14 protein-coding genes are annotated in these 16,050 nt (G+C 62.1%); 9 read left to right on the top strand and 5 right to left on the bottom strand.

Annotated elements, in window-relative coordinates; all coding sequences use genetic code 11:
• Positions 1–101: 101 nt before the first annotated feature.
• The 4 genes from Pan216_RS27000 (at position 102) to accD (ending at position 3,698) form a co-directional block, all read left to right on the top strand.
• Positions 102–1,292, top strand: coding sequence for a phosphoglycerate kinase (locus Pan216_RS27000; protein WP_145263167.1), 1,191 nt, complete (start codon positions 102–104; stop codon positions 1,290–1,292).
• A 270-nt stretch (positions 1,293–1,562) separates the two neighbouring features.
• Positions 1,563–2,282, top strand: a complete 720-nt coding sequence (gene rpe / locus Pan216_RS27005; protein ID WP_145263169.1) for a ribulose-phosphate 3-epimerase — start codon at positions 1,563–1,565, stop codon at positions 2,280–2,282.
• A complete protein-coding gene (locus Pan216_RS27010) occupies positions 2,282–2,836 on the top strand; it encodes a histidine phosphatase family protein (RefSeq protein ID WP_145263171.1) in 555 nt (184 codons plus the stop codon). Before rpe ends, Pan216_RS27010 begins: the two co-directional genes overlap by 1 nt.
• Positions 2,837–2,870: 34 nt before the next feature.
• Positions 2,871–3,698: an acetyl-CoA carboxylase, carboxyltransferase subunit beta gene (accD, locus tag Pan216_RS27015; RefSeq protein WP_419193053.1), complete on the top strand. Its 828-nt coding sequence runs from the start codon at positions 2,871–2,873 to the stop codon at positions 3,696–3,698.
• 235 nt (positions 3,699–3,933) lie between these two features.
• On the opposite strand, the gene Pan216_RS27020 is transcribed toward accD, so the two are convergent.
• The 3 genes from Pan216_RS27020 to Pan216_RS27030 form a co-directional block, all read right to left on the bottom strand.
• Positions 3,934–5,097, bottom strand: a complete 1,164-nt coding sequence (locus Pan216_RS27020; protein WP_145263175.1) for a hypothetical protein — start codon at positions 5,095–5,097, stop codon at positions 3,934–3,936.
• A gap of 168 nt (positions 5,098–5,265) precedes the next feature.
• The gene (locus tag Pan216_RS27025; RefSeq protein WP_145263177.1) at positions 5,266–6,843 is read right to left on the bottom strand and encodes an aldehyde dehydrogenase (NADP(+)); all 1,578 of its coding nucleotides are present in this window, start codon (positions 6,841–6,843) and stop codon (positions 5,266–5,268) included.
• Between the two features lie 157 nt (positions 6,844–7,000).
• Positions 7,001–7,993, bottom strand: a complete 993-nt coding sequence (locus Pan216_RS27030; protein ID WP_419193054.1) for an ATP-grasp domain-containing protein — start codon at positions 7,991–7,993, stop codon at positions 7,001–7,003.
• A 570-nt stretch (positions 7,994–8,563) separates the two neighbouring features.
• Between Pan216_RS27030 and Pan216_RS27035 the strand changes: the two genes are divergently transcribed.
• The 3 genes from Pan216_RS27035 (at position 8,564) to Pan216_RS27045 (ending at position 13,156) form a co-directional block, all read left to right on the top strand.
• A complete protein-coding gene (locus Pan216_RS27035; protein ID WP_145263181.1) occupies positions 8,564–9,514 on the top strand; it encodes a 5'-nucleotidase, lipoprotein e(P4) family in 951 nt (316 codons plus the stop codon).
• A 664-nt stretch (positions 9,515–10,178) separates the two neighbouring features.
• Entirely contained in the window at positions 10,179–11,972 is a 1,794-nt protein-coding gene (locus Pan216_RS27040) for a cation:proton antiporter (RefSeq protein ID WP_419193055.1), read from the top strand.
• A 140-nt stretch (positions 11,973–12,112) separates the two neighbouring features.
• A complete protein-coding gene (locus Pan216_RS27045) occupies positions 12,113–13,156 on the top strand; it encodes a substrate-binding domain-containing protein (protein ID WP_145263186.1) in 1,044 nt (347 codons plus the stop codon).
• Between the two features lie 71 nt (positions 13,157–13,227).
• On the opposite strand, the gene Pan216_RS27050 is transcribed toward Pan216_RS27045, so the two are convergent.
• Entirely contained in the window at positions 13,228–13,854 is a 627-nt protein-coding gene (locus Pan216_RS27050; RefSeq protein WP_145263188.1) for an HAD hydrolase-like protein, read from the bottom strand.
• Positions 13,855–14,002: 148 nt separating this feature from the next.
• Positions 14,003–14,182 (bottom strand): hemin uptake protein HemP, encoded by a 180-nt coding sequence (gene hemP, locus Pan216_RS28645; RefSeq protein WP_419193056.1) that lies wholly within the window; start codon positions 14,180–14,182, stop codon positions 14,003–14,005.
• Between the two features lie 403 nt (positions 14,183–14,585).
• On the opposite strand from hemP, the gene Pan216_RS27060 reads away from it, so the two are divergent.
• Both Pan216_RS27060 and Pan216_RS27065 read left to right on the top strand, forming a co-directional pair.
• Positions 14,586–15,659 carry a DUF1559 family PulG-like putative transporter gene (locus tag Pan216_RS27060; protein WP_145264481.1) on the top strand — a complete coding sequence of 358 codons (1,074 nt, stop codon included), beginning with the start codon at positions 14,586–14,588 and terminating at the stop codon, positions 15,657–15,659.
• A 108-nt stretch (positions 15,660–15,767) separates the two neighbouring features.
• The gene (locus tag Pan216_RS27065) at positions 15,768–15,977 is read left to right on the top strand and encodes a hypothetical protein (protein ID WP_145263190.1); all 210 of its coding nucleotides are present in this window, start codon (positions 15,768–15,770) and stop codon (positions 15,975–15,977) included.
• Positions 15,978–16,050: the final 73 nt, after the last annotated feature.

Here is a 16,050-nt window from a genome sequence, read left to right on the forward strand (position 1 = left end):
TCTGGAGAGAACGCCGGTCCGCCTTCGACCGGATCGCGGCACTCTCCACCTCGCCTGCCTTTCGCCGTTCGAATTCAGTCGATGACAGATGGGAGCATCCCTTGGCTAAGAAGACACTGCGCGATGTCACGATCTCCGGCAAGCGAGTGCTGATCCGCGTCGACTTCAACTGCCCCCTCGGCGCCGACGGGTCGGTCGCCAACGATCGACGAATCCGCTCGGCCCTTCCGACGATTCAGTTCGCGCTCGGCGGGGGAGCCTCCGTCGTCCTAATGAGCCACCTTGGACGTCCTAAGGGCGATCCGGAAACGGATAAGAAGTTCAAGCTCGACGCGGTCGCGACTCGGCTTGGCGAACTGCTGGACGGAAAGACCGTCCGCAAGAGTGACGAGGTGATCGGGCCCGAGTCCCAACGCCTCGCGTCCGAACTCAAGCCCGGCGAGGTCCTGGTCCTCGAAAACCTCCGCTTTCACCCCGGCGAGAAGAAGGGGGACGAAGCCTTCGCGAAGGAACTCGCGGGCCTTGCCGACATCTACGTCAACGACGCCTTCGGCACCTGTCACCGGACCGACGCCTCGATGTACGCGGTGCCCAAGCAGTTCCCCGAAGGCTCGCGCGTCGTCGGATTCCTGGTCGCTCGCGAGTTGGAGGTCCTTGAGGAACTCCTCGGCAGCCCCAAACGGCCGATGATCGGCGTCATGGGCGGTGCGAAGGTCTCCGACAAGATGGGATTCATCGAAGCGGTTCTCAAGCAAGTCGATCGCTTGCTCATCGGCGGCGCGATGACTTACACCTTCCGCAAGGCCAAGGGGGAGTCGGTCGGCTCGTCACTCGTCGAAGCCGACAAGCTCGACCTCGCGAACAAGCTCATCGAGCTCGCCGGCGACAAGTTGCTCCTTCCCATCGACCATCTCGTCGCGGAACGTCCCGAGGCCAGCGCCGCGACCCAGGTCGTCACCGACGAGATTCCCGACGGATGGTGCGGGGTCGATATCGGGCCGGCGACGATCGAACGCTATGGATCGGAAATCGCCGGCGCCTCAACGGTTCTCTGGAATGGTCCGCTGGGCAAGTTCGAGGACGAGCCCTTCCAGAAGGGAACTCGAGGCGTGGCCGAGGCGATGGCCAAATGTGCGGGCGTCACGGTCGTCGGCGGCGGCGAGAGTGCCGAAGCCGTTGAAGTCTTTGGGCTTGCGTCCGAGATGACCCACGTGTCGACCGGTGGCGGCGCCTTTCTCGAGTATGTCGAAGGCAAGCCCTTCGCCGCTCTCGAAGTGATCGACGAAGCGTAGTCTCCCATTTGAGGACTGTCCTTCGGCAACGCTCCCAAGCAGTTGATGCGGGGATTCCTCGACGAAAGTTCCCCGATGCCCCGATTGGGCCGGTTGCTAGAATGACGTCGAAAGGCATCGGTCCGGCGTGGGCCGTTTGCGGGGCGACGGCTCGAGAATGGTCGAATATACAGCCGGATGGAGCGTCATCGACCCTCCACGCTCGAGGATCTGGCGGAGCGAGTTCGGACCGTTCACTCCTTCTTCACCCTCCAACACGGGAGATGGCTCATGCACCCTAATCGCTCCCAACTCCTTGAGCGACTTAGGAATACGTCTCCAAGGATCTGCCCGTCCTTGCTCGACTGCGATTTCTCGTTCCTCAAGAGCGAGATCGACGACGCCGAGCGTTGCGGCGCGGAGATCGTCCACTGGGACGTGATGGATGGGTTCTTCGTACCGAATTTCAGCTATGGCCCAATGGTCATTCGTTCACTCCGGCCGCAAAGCCAGCTCGTTTTCGAAGCCCACCTCATGATGAAGGAGCCAGGGAAATACCTTGACGGCTTCCTTGAGGCTGGGTGTGATGTGATTACGATTCATCTTGAGGCGGTTCCCGATCCCACGGAGTTGCTTCGTGCGATTCGCGACGGCGGTGCTCTCGCTGGCCTGGCGGTCAATCCGCCAACTCCTATCGAGCAGCTCGAACCGTGGTTGGATCAGATCGACTTGGCGCTGGTCATGAGTGTCATGCCCGGCTTCGGTGGTCAATCCTTCGATCAAGGGGCGCTGGAACGGATGCGATGGGTCAGAGAACGATCCCGACCAGAACTGATCATCGAGGTTGACGGCGGCGTGAATCGAACGACGATTTCGGACGCGGTGCGCGCGGGCGCTCGCCACATGGTGGTGGGATCCGCCTTTTACCGTGCGCAGGATCGGGCAGCGGAGTTTCAGCAGCTTACCCAACTCGTCAACGAAGGCGTCTCCTCCCCGGGGGCCATGGAGTGATGGGTCGCATCATCCTCGTCAAATCGGGACAGACCGATTTCGACGAACAGCACCGCGTGGTGGGCAATCTCGACCTGCCGATGAACGTGCGCGGACATGCCGAGCTGACCGAAGCGGCCAACGAACTGGGCAGTTTCGAGATCATCACGATCTACAGTGCGGCGGGCGTTTCCGCCAAGGAGAGCGCCAAGCATCTCGGCGAGCGGCTCGGCGTCAACAAAATTCGCGTCCTGGAAGACCTGAAGAATCAGGACTTCGGCCTCTGGCAGGGGCTTCAGGTCGAGGAGATTCGTCGAAAGCACCCCAAAGTCTACAAACAGTGGGCACAGTCCCCGTGCGACATCTGTCCACCGGGGGGCGAGATGGTCAACGACGTGATGGACCGCGTCGAGAAATCACTAAAACCTGTTCTGAAGAAGAGTCAAAGCAACACAGTCGCGTTGGTCGCTCCCGACCCCTTGCGCAAACTGATACGCTGCTACTTGAAACGGGACGGCGTGTCGAATTTGATGGAAAACGGCAAGGGACAAACCTGGGAAGCGATCGACACGTGAGCGGTCGATGACGGCATCCAGCAGAGGAATGGTCATGGTCATGGGAACGGGGCAACGACGCACCAAGCGGGGTGTGCCGGAAGGGCTGTGGATGTCCTGCCCCGACTGCAAAGCCACGCTCTACACGAAGGATGTCGAGCAAGCGCAGAACGTTTGCCCGCAGTGTGGACATCACTTCTATATCAGCGCCCGCCGACGCCTCGACTCGCTCTTGGATCAGGGAAGTCTTGAGGAATGGTTCACGGATGTCCGTCCAAAAGACCCGCTCGAGTTCGTCGACCGCAAAGCCTACAAGGATCGACTTCGCGCCGAGCAGAAAAAGACCGACCTCAACGATGCGATCGTCTGCGGCCGAGGGTTCATCCGAGGACGTCCCCTCGCCGTCTGCGTCACCGACAGCGCATTTAGCATGGGGAGCATGGGATCGGTCGTTGGCGAGATGCTCGTCCGTTCGATCGAACGCGCCATCGACCTGAGTCTTCCGATCGTGATCGTCAGCGCCAGCGGCGGCGGAGCTCGCATGCAAGAGGGTATCCTCTCGCTGATGCAAATGGCCAAGGTGTCGGCGGCCCTCGGGCGGTTGAGCCGGGCCGGTGGACTCTACATCTCCGTGCTTACCAATCCGACGATGGGGGGCGTCGCCGCCAGTTTCGCGTCGCTAGGCGATATTTGCCTCGCCGAGCCTCGAGCGCTCATCGGTTTCGCGGGGCCTCGCACGATCTGGGCGACCGTTCGTATCGAGTTACCCAAGGGTTTCCAGACTAGCGAATTCCTGCTCGAGCACGGCTTCGTCGACCGCATCGTCAGCCGGCACGACATGCGTGGCGAGATCTCCCGCATTTTCGACTACTGCGGCAAGTAGTCCTGTCAGGTTTGCCTTGCCCTCTTGTTGCTCCCCTTTGTCCAAGGGGGAGAAGGAGGGGGTCTCTTGTTCGCGTCTCCAATCCCGATGGTCGTGCAATCGGGGCCATCCATCCAACCCTTGGCATTCGTGGTGGCCACAACCCTATTTTGCCGTATGAGACAGACCCCAATCCGGCCCCCGCAGGTCAGGACATTGCCTGACGGCGCTTTGGTCCGACCTATGACCTTTCAGCCTAAGCCAGCAAACCGCGTTTGCGCAGGGCGGATTTGAGACGATTGAGGGTCGGGTACTGCTTCGCCAAGTCGACGGCGCAGCGGTGGGCCATCGAGACACCCTTGTCGCCGCCGACCGCGTCGCGGAGATCGGCGAGGATGTTGGCGGCCGCCTCGTAGTTGTCGGTTCCTCTCTCCTTGGCGAGCCGCTTCGCCTCCCGAATCCACTTTTGGGGCTCCGCGACCATCTCCTTCATGCGCTCGGCACGCTGGCGCGCCGCCTTTGCCGCCTTGCGTTTGGCCTTCTCTTGGGCCTTGCGCGCCTCCTTCGCACGCTGTTCGGCTCGCAGCTCTTCGGCTCGCTCCAGGAGCTGTTCGAGACTTCGCCGCTTGTCGCTCGTCGGCCAACCGCCGGAGTCCTGGGCATCGCGAATGTCGGCGAGGACGCCGGCTTTCACGCTCGCGGTGTCGCCGGTCAAGAGTTTTAGGAGGAGATCCTTCGCCGGTTGCTCCCCCAGGGCGTTGACCCAGCGCGAGGCACGGTCCTGAGCGTCGTCCGCCGGAGCGGGACCAACGTCTTCCCCGGCCGCGACGAGGAGCAACGGATCGGCCCCGAAGAACCATAGGAGTTCCCCACCATCGTCCGCGATCTCGGCGATTCCGTGGGGCACGGGCGGCTCGATCGTCTCCTCGGGAATATGATCCTCGTCACAGACGGCACCAAGCCAAAGCAAGTAGAGGGCGCGCAAGTCGCCACGCAATAGTCGATTGCGAACGCGAACGACGTCATCGAGATACTCCTGCAACTCCCAAACGTCGTCGAAATCGCCCGCCTCGAGGAATGGATCGAGCGTCAGGATTCCGCCGTGACCCTTGGCGTCGGGTTCCCACTGGAGTGTCCGGCCCTCCATGTACGTCGACCAGACCCGTTTAGCGAAGGGCATGCCGTGCGGCAGACGAAGCTTGATCTTTCGGGTGCCGTAGTTGGCGTATTGGAGGAAGACGTCGAAACCTTGTCGCAGCAAGCCGTCGACGTCACCATGGAATTCGCTGTAATTGTACTCGACGACAAGAGACCAGCGGGAGACTTCCGCATGCGAGGACTGCTCGTTCGCGAACGTCAGTTGCTCATCATTGAGCGGGGCGTCCACCGCGCGGAAGGCCACGTATTGGTATTCGCTCACGACTTGCTCCAGGAAGATGGTGGGTCGAGATCCACCGTACGGGTTTGTTGAGTGTGGCGTCTCTTGTTCGCTTCGCGAACCCAGATTGACGATCAATCTGGGCCACCCGTCCATCTGTGGTGGGCCACAGGCCCACCCTACGTAGAGAGTGATGAATCGAGGCCGAGCCTAACCGACGTCTGCTTGGGACCAAGTGGTGTCGAGAAGGCGCCAGGTGGTGGAGGGGTTCTTGTCCTGGAGGATCGGGGGAAGGCGATCGGGGCGGATGTTGTCGTAACAGTAGAGCGCCGAGAATCTCCGGAGCGAGGCGGGGATGCCGACGGCGGTGAAGCCGGGGTGGCCAGTCGCGGGGAAGGGGCCGCCGTGGTTCATCGCGGGGCTCACCGCGACGCCGGTCGGCATCTTGTCGTTGAGGAGCCGACCGACCTTTTGGCGAAGCACCGGCTCGATCTGGGCATAGAGACCATCGTCGGCTCCGTCGGGGTGACTGTAGATCGTCCCGGTGAGATTCCCCTCCAGATGCCGCGCGACCGCGACGAGCTCGTCGATGTCCTGGGCGACGACGACCAGCGAGGCGTTGCCGAAGGCCTCGGTTTGAAACGCCTCGGCATGGGCGAGGAAGAGCTGGGCGCTGGATTGCAAGAGCGTGTTGGCGACCGAACACCCTTCGCCGACGCCAACGGTGCCGCCGCAAAGGAGCGTCGCTCCCGTCTCCTTCAGTTTGGCGATGCTGGCGATGAGCGAGGATTCGGTGGCGGGGCCGAGAAGCGTACCGACCGGCGCCGCCGAGAAGCGGTCCTTCAGATCGACGAGGAAGGTCTCGGTCTCGCGACCGGCGATCACGAGCACCAGCCCCGGGTTGGTGCAGAACTGCCCCGTCCCCATCAGGCACGAAGTGAGGAACTGTTCGGCGATCTCTTGGGGGTGATCTTTGATCGCGCCGGGGAGGATGACGACCGGGTTGACGCTACTCATCTCGAGGTAGATCGGTTTGCCGACGGCGTCGGCGGCGGTCTTCAGCATGACGCCCGCCTTGCGCGAGCCGGTGTAGCCGGTGGCGCCGAGGCGCGGGTCGGCGACGAGTTTCGCGCCGTCGGCGTGGTCGAGGCGGTAGAGAAGCTGCACCGTGGCCAGCGGGAGGTCGGTCTCCTTCAGCGCTTCGAAGGCCTCCTCGGCGAGCAGCCTCGTGGTGCCCGGGTGCGAGGAGTTGGCCTTGGCGATGACGGGGTTGCCCGCGGCGATGGCGGCGGCGAAGTCCCCTCCCGCGACCCCGTTGAAGGCGAGCGGAAAGTTGTTGGGGCCGAAGACGGCGACCGGGCCGATCGAGGCGTGGATGCTGCGAATGTTCGCTTTGGTGTCGATCGTCGGCAGGGCCCAGCTCCCATCACGGCACGCGGCGGCGGCGAGACGAAGCTGGTTGGCGGTGCGTGGCAGTTCGACGTCCATGAGCCGGGGCGCGACCGGGAGCGCGGTCTCCTGGTTGGCCAGGTCGCAGATCGGCTCGGCTTTCGCTTCGATGCGTTCGGCGAAACGCTCAAGGAAGGCGGCGATCCGTTCGGGAGCGAGTTTGCGGAGTTGCTCGGCGGCGTCGGCGGCGGCGTCCAGGGCTTGGTCGACCTCCTGCCACGGGCTGACGGGGTAGCCGTCGGGGATCGGTTGGCGGGTCTTGGGGTTGATCGCCTCGAATGTATGCTCGGAGGAGGATTGCTTCCATTGGCCGGCAAGGAGAATGGGGTAGATCGGCATGGCGTCGGTCCGTTGGGGGTCGTGGGTTGTTCGGTGGCCTCTGCGCCCATTCTAAGGAGAAGACCGAGGTCGCGTCTTGGAGAGCGCGGTTGGAGTGGTGGCGGGAGAAGGATTCCGGCCGTGGGTCAGGGCTATTGCCTGAAACGGAAGCGGACGCTCAGCCGATCACGCCGGTGCTGGTGTAGTGGATCGTGGGCATCGCGGAGATGGGGGGGAGCGGGACCGATTGGCCGAGGAGGCGTCGAGTGAGGGCCTGGGGGTAGAGCTTGCGGTAGCCGAGATAGGCGGTCGAGAGACGCGGGTTGATCTCGACGATGCGATCGCGCGAGCCATCGCGGTCGGGGCCGAGGATGAGGTCGACGCCGAGATAGCCTCGCACCGGGGGGAAGAGGTCGAACGCGCGGGCGACGAGTTGGCGGGCGCGGTCCTGGAACTCGGGGGGCAGGGGCATGGAGCCGCCGCGGTAGCAGAACCGTTGCGCCATCCCCTCGCGTTGCTGGCTCATGTGCTGGGCGCCGGCGATCAAGGTGGCGGGCGCGCCGCGAGCGTCGACGACCAGGGCGGTGCTCGCGGTTCGTCCTGGCCAAAAGGGTTGAACGATGAGCTGGTCGTCGGGCTGATCGGGGAAGACCTCGGCGAAGAGACGGGAAAGGTCGGGTCCGTCGCAGAGGAAGGTGTTGAGGGTGCCGACGCCGTCGCGTGGCTTAACGACGTAGCGACCGGTGCCGACTTGGTCGTTGGCCAGGAAGGTTGGGATACTTAGCTCACCCAGGAGTTCCGCAGTCCGGAGTTTGTCGCTGAAGAGCTCCGTGGCGGTGGAGGAGCAAGAGAGCAGCGGGGTGGAGGTCGCCTCGACGACGCGGGCGAGATTCGTCAGTTCGCCGTCCATCTCGGGGGCGATCAGGATCACGCCGTCGGCGCCGGTCGCCTCCCTGGCCAGGGTGTCGAGCAGGGAACCGGTGAGCGGATGGGAGGTGGTCGAGGGGAGCGTTCGGCCTCCGGCGAGAAGGGTGTGGACTTCGACGTCGGGTAGATCGGCCAAGTCGTCGGCGAGGCTGGAGAGCATCGCCCACCCTTCGTCGACGAGGCAGGACTCGGCGGCGTCCGCGGGGAGGGTCGCGCAGAGATGTTCGTAGAGGAGGATCTTCACGGAACCGGTCATTTCCTAAGAGTGCCGTCGGTGAGCTAGCATATTAGCCGACGGGAGGGAAAAGTCCTCATGGCCCTTGATGGGTGCGATCGGTGAATGGCGTCGACGTGCATGGGAGTCGGCCCGCGGTGTATCATTGAATGGGGGCCAACCCGGAGGCTTGACGTTCAAGTTTCAGGGGAGACGCTTTCGACTCACCGACGTTCGCGGTCATGTCGTTCATGACATCAATGGATGAGAAGAAACGATGGATTCCCGTCCATTCTTTGCCGACTCCCTGTCGTCGCGCGTTCACAATCCCTAGACAAGAGAGTAGGGAGAACCGAACCATTCCATCTCGTGTAGGCGACATCGCGCTCGATGGCTTGCCGCGTTAGAACGGCCACGTTCATCCGCGGAGCGTCTCGCTTCAGGGGCCGTCCGGCTCATGCCGCGCCGACGATGTCCTCTTCGAGGGGTCCGGTAGGTTAATGACTCTCTCCGCTTCGAGCGGTACCCGATCGAGGACCGCTCTCGCGGCGTCCCGCTTTCTCACGCGATACGCATTAGCATCAGAAAGGAAAGTTACGGATGTTCCGAGCCGTTCGGCGTTGGCTCTTTCCGGTTGGGTTAGTGATCGTTGCCGCCGTTCTCGTCGAGGTTGGTCATAGTGATTCCGCGAGCCCACCAGTTGTCGAGGCCCAGCCGGCCGCGACGCGGAAGGCGCCGGCAAGTGAGCAAGAGGCCGCCGAGCAGCTACTTGAGAAGACCCTCCAACGAAAGAAGCCGGTACCGACGAAGTGGGTTCGTCACAACCCGCAGGAACGTACGCTCTTCGCGACAATGTGGATGCGGCATTCCGCCGAGTACCGGGCGATCTGTCTTCAGACCTACAACGCCGCGATCGACAAAGTTCGCGAAGGCGTCAGAAAGCTCCGCTTCAGCCAAGGGCGCCTCACCGGCACCAAGCCCCCCGCCGTCGTCATGGATCTTGACGAAACCGTGCTCGACAACACCGCGTTCCAAGCCCGACTCGTCGTGATGAAGCAGGCCTTCGACGACGAAACCTTCGAGAAGTGGCTTCGCGACCATCAGCACGAAGTCCGCCTCATTCCAGGTACGGCGAACTTCATTAAGGAAGTCGAAGAGCTCGATGTAACGATTGTCTTCATCTCCAATCGTCCCGACTCCCATCGGCAGGAGACGATCGAAACACTCGGGAAGCTCGGCATCAACATCGATGGGGTGGAAGCACGGCTCCTTCTGCGAACCCAGGATCGGGACAAGGAAGCTCGTCGCGCCCAAGTCCGCGAGCAGTACCAGATCTTGGCGATCCTTGGCGACAACTTGCACGACTTTTCGACGGAGTTCTCCGCCAAGGGCCTCGAAGGCGACCCGAAGGCGCTCGAGAAGCGTCTGGAGCTGGTCGACAAGAACGACGAGCGTTGGGGCGAGGAGTGGTTCGTCTTCCCCAATCCAATCTACGGCGACTGGGCGAACTTGGTCGATTGGGGCGAGTCCGACACGTTGCTCCAGCCGTAGTGCACTGGTCCATCGAAAACCTAGGGTGTCACTGGCTGCTCGTGAGCCGGCCCCAATGGATTCGGGTTGTACGGACACCAACTTCGAGTTGAACAGAGCAGTAAGCTGACCGTCGATCGGCGGCGTTGACTGAGTTGTCCAAGAGTTTGCCCCCCTTCTCGAGCCAGGGAGCCAGTTAGGAACGCCAAGGGCCTGACGGACGTGTTACCCATGTCCCCGAACACCTGTTACCCTTGACTCCGGCCCGTACCTCCCCTTGGACAAGGGGGGAAACATGAGAGGTTTCCCCTTGGTCAAGGAAGGGGAACAAGAGAGGCAACTCTTTTTATCGTTGGGGCCGCATTCTTCGCGTGAGCTGAGCGTTTTTTGCGCAATCCGGAGCTCGGTTTGGGTGTCCGATTGGGGTGGTCGGAGCGATTGATGGTCCTGGGAGTGTCGATCCTTCGTCGGGGAGCGGGAATTTCCCTTTCCGCTTTCGCTCGAACACCGCAAGATGAGACCCAACGGCGCTCGAGTCGTTGAGGGAATCTCGTCCCGCTCGAGGCACCGAGGGACGCGCCCGATGTCCCTTCTCATCGAGGCGGCTCGCTTCGTCCATCGGTGTTGTCGCCACCGCTTCTGGGAAGGCCCCGGCCCAAGGGCCGGTAGACTTCGAGGACCGGCATTGGAAGACCCTCTCGTTCAGCTTAGCGCGGTGATCATTCTCGGCATCGGCGCCCAGTGGTTGGCGTCGGCGATCCGGCTTCCCTCCATCCTTCTCCTTCTGGTGGCCGGATTCATCGCGGGGCCGGCGACCGGGTTGCTCGATCCTAAAGGTCTCTTCGGCGACGTCTTCGCTCCCTTCATCTCACTCGCCGTCGGTATCATCCTCTTCGAAGGGGGACTCAGCCTACGCTTCAGCGAGCTACCCGACATACGTCGCGTCCTGCTACAACTCCTAACGGTCGGCGTGCTCGTGACCTGGGTCACGTCGGCGTTGGCGGCCTACTTCATTCTCGACTTCGATCCGACCGTCGCCGCCCTGATGGGAGCGATCCTGGTGGTGACGGGACCGACGGTCCTCGGGCCGATGCTGCGCTACATCAGGCCGAGTGGACCGGTCTCGCCGATCCTCAAATGGGAAGGGATCCTGATCGACCCGATCGGGGCGATCCTCGCGGTCATCGTCTACGAGGTGGTTTCCTCGGGCGCGTTGGAGGAAGCGACCCTTGTCGTCGTGATGAACGTCTTTTACCTGATCATCGGCGATGTCGTCATCGGGGTGATCGGCGCGTTGATCATGGTTTGGGTTCTGAAACACGAGTTGATCCCGGAGGAACTTCACAATCCGGTCTCGCTGATGCTCGTCGTGGCGGTCCTGAATGTCGCCGATCTCTTCCAGGATGAAGGGGGGCTCATGGCGGTGACGGTCATGGGCGTCATCCTGGCCAATCAAAAGTGGATCACGGTCCATCACATCATCGAGTTCAAAGAAAACCTTCGAACACTGCTGATCTCGACGCTGTTCATCCTGCTCTCGGCGGGACTGACGCGCCAACACATCGCGTCGATGCACTGGGGAGAGGCGTTCGGGTTCGTCGCGGTGCTGATCTTCGCGATCCGGCCGCTCTCGGTGGTGTTGTCGACGATTCGAACGACCCTGAGCTGGCGCGAGCGACTCTTTCTCGCGTGGATGGCGCCACGTGGCATCGTGGCGGCGAGCGTCAGTTCGATCTTCGCGATTCGGCTCATCTTCAAGGGAATCGAGGGCGCCGACGAGATGATCCCGGTGACGTTCCTGGTGATTGTCGTCACGGTGGCGCTCTACGGATTGACGGCGCCGATCCTCGCTCGCGTCTTGAAGATCGCCGAGACCTCGGCTCAGGGCGTGCTCTTCGTCGGAGCCCAGCACTTTTCCCGCGACTTGGGCAAGGCGCTGGTCCGCCAGAACATACCGGTGATGTTCATCGATCGCAACTCCGACTACGTCAATGGAGCGCGCCTCGACGGACTGCGTTGCTATCTCGGCGAGGTGACCGAGGAGGGAGTCGCCGACAAGCTGGAATTGACGGGCATCGGTCGGCTCTTGGCGTTGACGCCGAGTGATGATGTCAACTCGCTCGCCTCGTTGCGTTTCGAGGAGGTCTTCGGGCGCTCGGAGATCTACCAGCTCCCAACTGCTTCGGAAGGGGAAGAGAGCGAAGGCCCCTCGCGCGATACCCGTTTTCGGGGGCGGTCGGCCTTCGACGTGAGCCTGAGCAATCGCGGACTCGCCCAGCGGTTGAGTCAGGGCTTTGTCGTCAAGACGACGAAGCTTTCCAATCGCTACGATTACGCGATGTTCCAACAGACGCACGGCCAGAAAGCGATCCCCCTGTTCATCTTTTCGCCAACCGGGCAGATGACGATCGTCGTCGCGGATCAACCGCCGGCGCCCAAGCCGGGGGACACGATCATTTCTCTCGCTCCCACGATGTAGTTTGCCGTGTATGATGGCGTTCTGGAGCCTGGGAGCCGGAGAGCAATCCCTCGTCGGGACCGATGCGAAGGGGGTGGTCTTTCGGCCCGGATGGCGTGGTGCCCTTCAGATTTCGTCTTTCAATGGTGGGACCTAGATAGATGCAGACGTGCAGGTTGATGGCCTGGAGCCTGATCCTCCTCGTGGTGGCCGGGTGCAACCAAGGGACTTCTCCGGAGAAGGTGGCCAAGGAGAAGGAGGCCAGCGCCAAGACGAGCGCACACGCCGACCGAATGAAGATCGCGGTCATCCCCAAGGGGACGATGCACGACTACTGGCAGGCGATCCATACGGGAGCCCTGGCGGCCGCGGCCGATCACAAGGATGTCGAGGTCATCTGGCGGGGGCCACTCATCGAAGGCAAGCCCGACGAACAGCGCAAGATCCTCGAAGGGTTCGCCGAGATGGGGGTCGACGCCATCGTCATCGCACCGGCCGACCGGGAGAAGATGGTCGAACCGATTGAGAAGGTGATCGAAGGCGGCACGCCCGTCGTGGTGATCGACTCTCCCTTGGCGTCGGACAAAATCGTCTCCTACGTCGGGACCGACAACGAGAAACTCGGTCAACTCGCGGCCAAGGAGATGGCCCAGACGCTCAAGGGTAAGGGAGGCGTGATCGTCCTGCGGCAGCTCGAGGTCGACTCGAGCACCTCGGCGCGGGTCGAGGCGTTCCTCCACGAACTCAAGGAGCGAGCCCCCGACATCGAGATCCTCTCGTCGGACGTCTACGGCGGGGCGACGACCGAGACGACGACGATCGCGGCCCAAAAGTTGATCGAGAAATTCGGCGACAAGATCAAGGGCTGGTATTGCCCGACGCTGGGCACGACGTTGGGTACGCTCTACTCGCTGCAGAACCTCGAGAAGCTCGGCACCGTGACCGTCATCGGCAGCGATTTCAATGGCGACCTGATCATCGCCCTTCGCAACGGCGGCGTCCGGGGACTCATGCTCCAGGATCCGGTGTCGATCGGCAAAAAGGGAGTCAATGCCGCGATCGACCATCTCGAGGGCAAGGACGTGCCGCCCAAGGAGTTGACGGGAGCTTACCTCCTTCGCAAGGAGTACATCGACGCTCCCGACTTTAAACGTCTTTACTCGCCCGACATGCAAAAGTGGCTGGGGAAGGGGACGAAGGACTAACGCCCTGTTGGTTTATTCGTTGCCCACGCTTGCGTGGGCACACGGAAGACGCCTCGCCCCCGGGGACATGCTCACGCGTTGAGCCAGCCGAGCATCTCTTCGGGATGTTCGAGCAGGTGATCGGGGGCGCGTGAACGCAGCGCGTCGGCCGAGTTGAGCCCCCACGTCACCGCGGCGACATGGATGCCCACCTTGCGTCCCGCCTCGATATCCCGCACTTCATCGCCGATATAGACCGATTCGGCCGGGCGCGCCCCGAGCGTCTTGAGGGCTCGTTTGAGCGCGCGCGGCTTGCCGAGAAGTCCGGTCCGGTCGATGACCCGGTCGAAGTGGCTCTCAACGTCGTGGGCGCGCAGGCAGATGCGCACGTTGGCCTCGGCGTTGGTGGTGACGATGCCCATGGAACGGCCGGCGAGGCGCAGGGCCGAAAGTGTTTCGGGGATGCCGGGGAACATGTTGACGTCGGGCATGAGGTCCTTGGCGGAGGCGATCGACTCGCTGAGGAGCTTGGGAACCTTCCAGAGGGGGATGCCGCAGGCCTTGATGAACTGGTGGATCGTCTTGTCGCGGAACTTCTCGGGATCCTCGATGGTGGCGAACCCGTGGCGATGGGCGGCGTCGTTGAAGATGGTGAGCATCATGTTCAACGAGTCGGCCAGGGTGCCGTCGAAGTCCCAGAGCACGTACTTGTAGTTCATCACACATTCCAGTCGGCGCGACAGGCATGGGCGGACAAGTCGTCCGCCTTGGCGAGTCGGGCGCACTACGGATCGCAAAGGAAGAAGATAAGGGATTCGCGCGCCGGCGGCGATGGTTTGGAGATGAAGAGTTGGATTCTTTGGCGAATCACTTGGTGAGGATGAGCTTGTTCTGTTTGGTGACGCGGAGTCGGTAGACGTCGTTGCCGTGGAGAATGAGGAGTTCCCGGCCGCGTGCCATGAGGTCCTCGGAGCGCACGAGAGGGGCGGCGGGGGCGCTTTCGGGCTTGTCGGGATGGCTCTCGGGGAACTGGTTGGAGTGTGTCACTGGCTTCTTCCGAAATTGAGACTCAATGTCTACAGGGATGAAGATAGCCCGGAGGGTCCAGTTGGGCAACCGAAAGATTCGGGAAAAGAAAATTGAAGAAAAACCGCCAAAGCGGGTTGAAGCTCGATGGCCGCCTGCCTAGCTTGGAACTCAGTTGAGATGACGTCTCAATCTCAGGCTTCGGTTCGGGCACCATCCCGCCCGGCCGACAACCAGGCTTGGATGCCTGCCAGCGAGAGTCGCCGAAAGGCTTCCAAGGACTCAAGCCAGCAAACTCAATTGTCATTCACGGCAGCCAGCCACGCGACTCCCACGGAGCGCCAGCAAGCACCCTAACGCAATCCTTCGTCTCGTCGACGCATCGGCCCACTCGATGTGATCGGCCCACTGTTAGGAGCTCGCGATGCTTCGTACTCGCCGTTGGCGCAACGCCTTCACCCTTGTGGAACTTCTCGTCGTCATTGCCATCATCGGGGTCTTGGTCGGCCTCTTGTTGCCCGCCGTGCAGCAAGCCCGCGCCGCCGCCCAGCGAATGCAGTCCTCCAGCAATCTCCGCCAGATCGCTCAAGCCCTTCACAACTACAACGCGACTCACAACGTTCTTCCCGCCATCTTCCACGGTGGTTACGGAAATCGCTACGGCAGCTACACCGCCTACTCGCAGATCCTTCCCTATCTCGACGGCGTGCAGAACTACGACTTGTTCAACTTCTCCGTGGGATCCTCGACGGGTAGTTCCGGTTGGGCCTATGGTCCGAACTCGACGGCCCTTGGAAAGCAGATCGCGGTCTTCGTGAACCCTGCCGCCGGCCGCGACCGGGCCCCGACGGGATTCAACTATGCGAGCAGTTGGGGCACGATGGACTATGTCTTGCCCTGTGTGGTTGACTATCGCCTTTCGGGCGGAGCTAGTCCGTCACTGAACCCCGACTATCTCGACGCGTCGAAGATCGGGATGTTCAAGTTCTACGAACCCACCAAGTTCAGCGATGTCGCGGACGGGCTGAGCAAGACTTTCATGGTTGGAGACGGAGTGGGGGGCGATGCCGCCAACCCCTACATCGCACCCGCCGGCGCCTATGGGGCCAGCCGAATCTGTTTGCCCCGGACCGCCGCCGAGAGTGGGAACGCCGTGCACTACGACAACTACGCCTACCAGGCTTGGGCTTTTGGGTTGTCCGGCTCTTCCTACATGCAGGACCAGACTTCTGTTTGGGGTAGCATCGTCGCCACGACGGTTGACAAGGGAGGGAACTTCTATCCTCCCAACGACTGTGCCTACGAGTGGCAGGGATCTCCTGATGCCACGACCGGTGCTCAACAGATGGCCAACTTCCGCGGCCCGCACCCCGGTTTCGTGAACATCGCGATGGGAGACGGAGCGGTTCGGAGTTTCACCGACTCCATTGACCCCGAGACCTACCAAGGTCTCTCCACTGTCGCCGGCAACGAGATCGTCCAGGTCGGTCTCGAATGATTCCCCCGGTCGGGCACCAGCACTGTTCCTCCCAGGACTACCGCCAACGCTGGTGCCCGACCGTCTTTCCTCGCCTTGTCGCCCCAACAAGTTTCTGGAGCTTTGATCGTGTCTACTACCTTTCGAAGGACTTTCGCGGGACTCATCGGGTTGAGTCTTTGTTTCGGTTGTGGAGAGAGCGTTTCCCAAAATCAGTCGCGGGTTGTCAGCGACACCTCGAGTGAGGAGTTCAAGGCGGCCATGAAACGCCAGGAGGAAATCGAACGCAAGCGGGCCGAGGCCGAGGCGAAGGCCCTGCGGGGACGAAACGAGATGTAATCTCCGGCCGACGCACGAAAGTCCCGACTCTCGCGAGACGAGATGGGGAAACGGCGCCGGTTGGCAAGCCGTC

Origin of the sequence: Kolteria novifilia (genome assembly GCA_007748055.1) — a bacterium.
In the GTDB taxonomy this organism is placed as follows: Bacteria; Planctomycetota; Planctomycetia; order Kolteriales; family Kolteriaceae; genus Kolteria; species Kolteria novifilia.

What these genes read in the sequence shown, in the direction of transcription:
- Pan216_RS27045 (WP_145263186.1), top strand. Translation starts at nt 12,113, where the DNA reads ATGCAGACGTGCAGGTTGATGGCCTGGAGCCTGATCCTCCTCGTGGTG.
- Pan216_RS27050 (WP_145263188.1), bottom strand. Translation starts at nt 13,854, where the DNA reads ATGAACTACAAGTACGTGCTCTGGGACTTCGACGGCACCCTGGCCGAC.
- Pan216_RS27035 (WP_145263181.1), top strand. Translation starts at nt 8,564, where the DNA reads ATGTTCCGAGCCGTTCGGCGTTGGCTCTTTCCGGTTGGGTTAGTGATC.
- Pan216_RS27025 (WP_145263177.1), bottom strand. Translation starts at nt 6,843, where the DNA reads ATGCCGATCTACCCCATTCTCCTTGCCGGCCAATGGAAGCAATCCTCC.
- Pan216_RS27010 (WP_145263171.1), top strand. Translation starts at nt 2,282, where the DNA reads ATGGGTCGCATCATCCTCGTCAAATCGGGACAGACCGATTTCGACGAA.
- Pan216_RS27060 (WP_145264481.1), top strand. Translation starts at nt 14,586, where the DNA reads ATGCTTCGTACTCGCCGTTGGCGCAACGCCTTCACCCTTGTGGAACTT.
- accD (WP_419193053.1), top strand. Translation starts at nt 2,871, where the DNA reads ATGGTCATGGGAACGGGGCAACGACGCACCAAGCGGGGTGTGCCGGAA.
- rpe (WP_145263169.1), top strand. Translation starts at nt 1,563, where the DNA reads ATGCACCCTAATCGCTCCCAACTCCTTGAGCGACTTAGGAATACGTCT.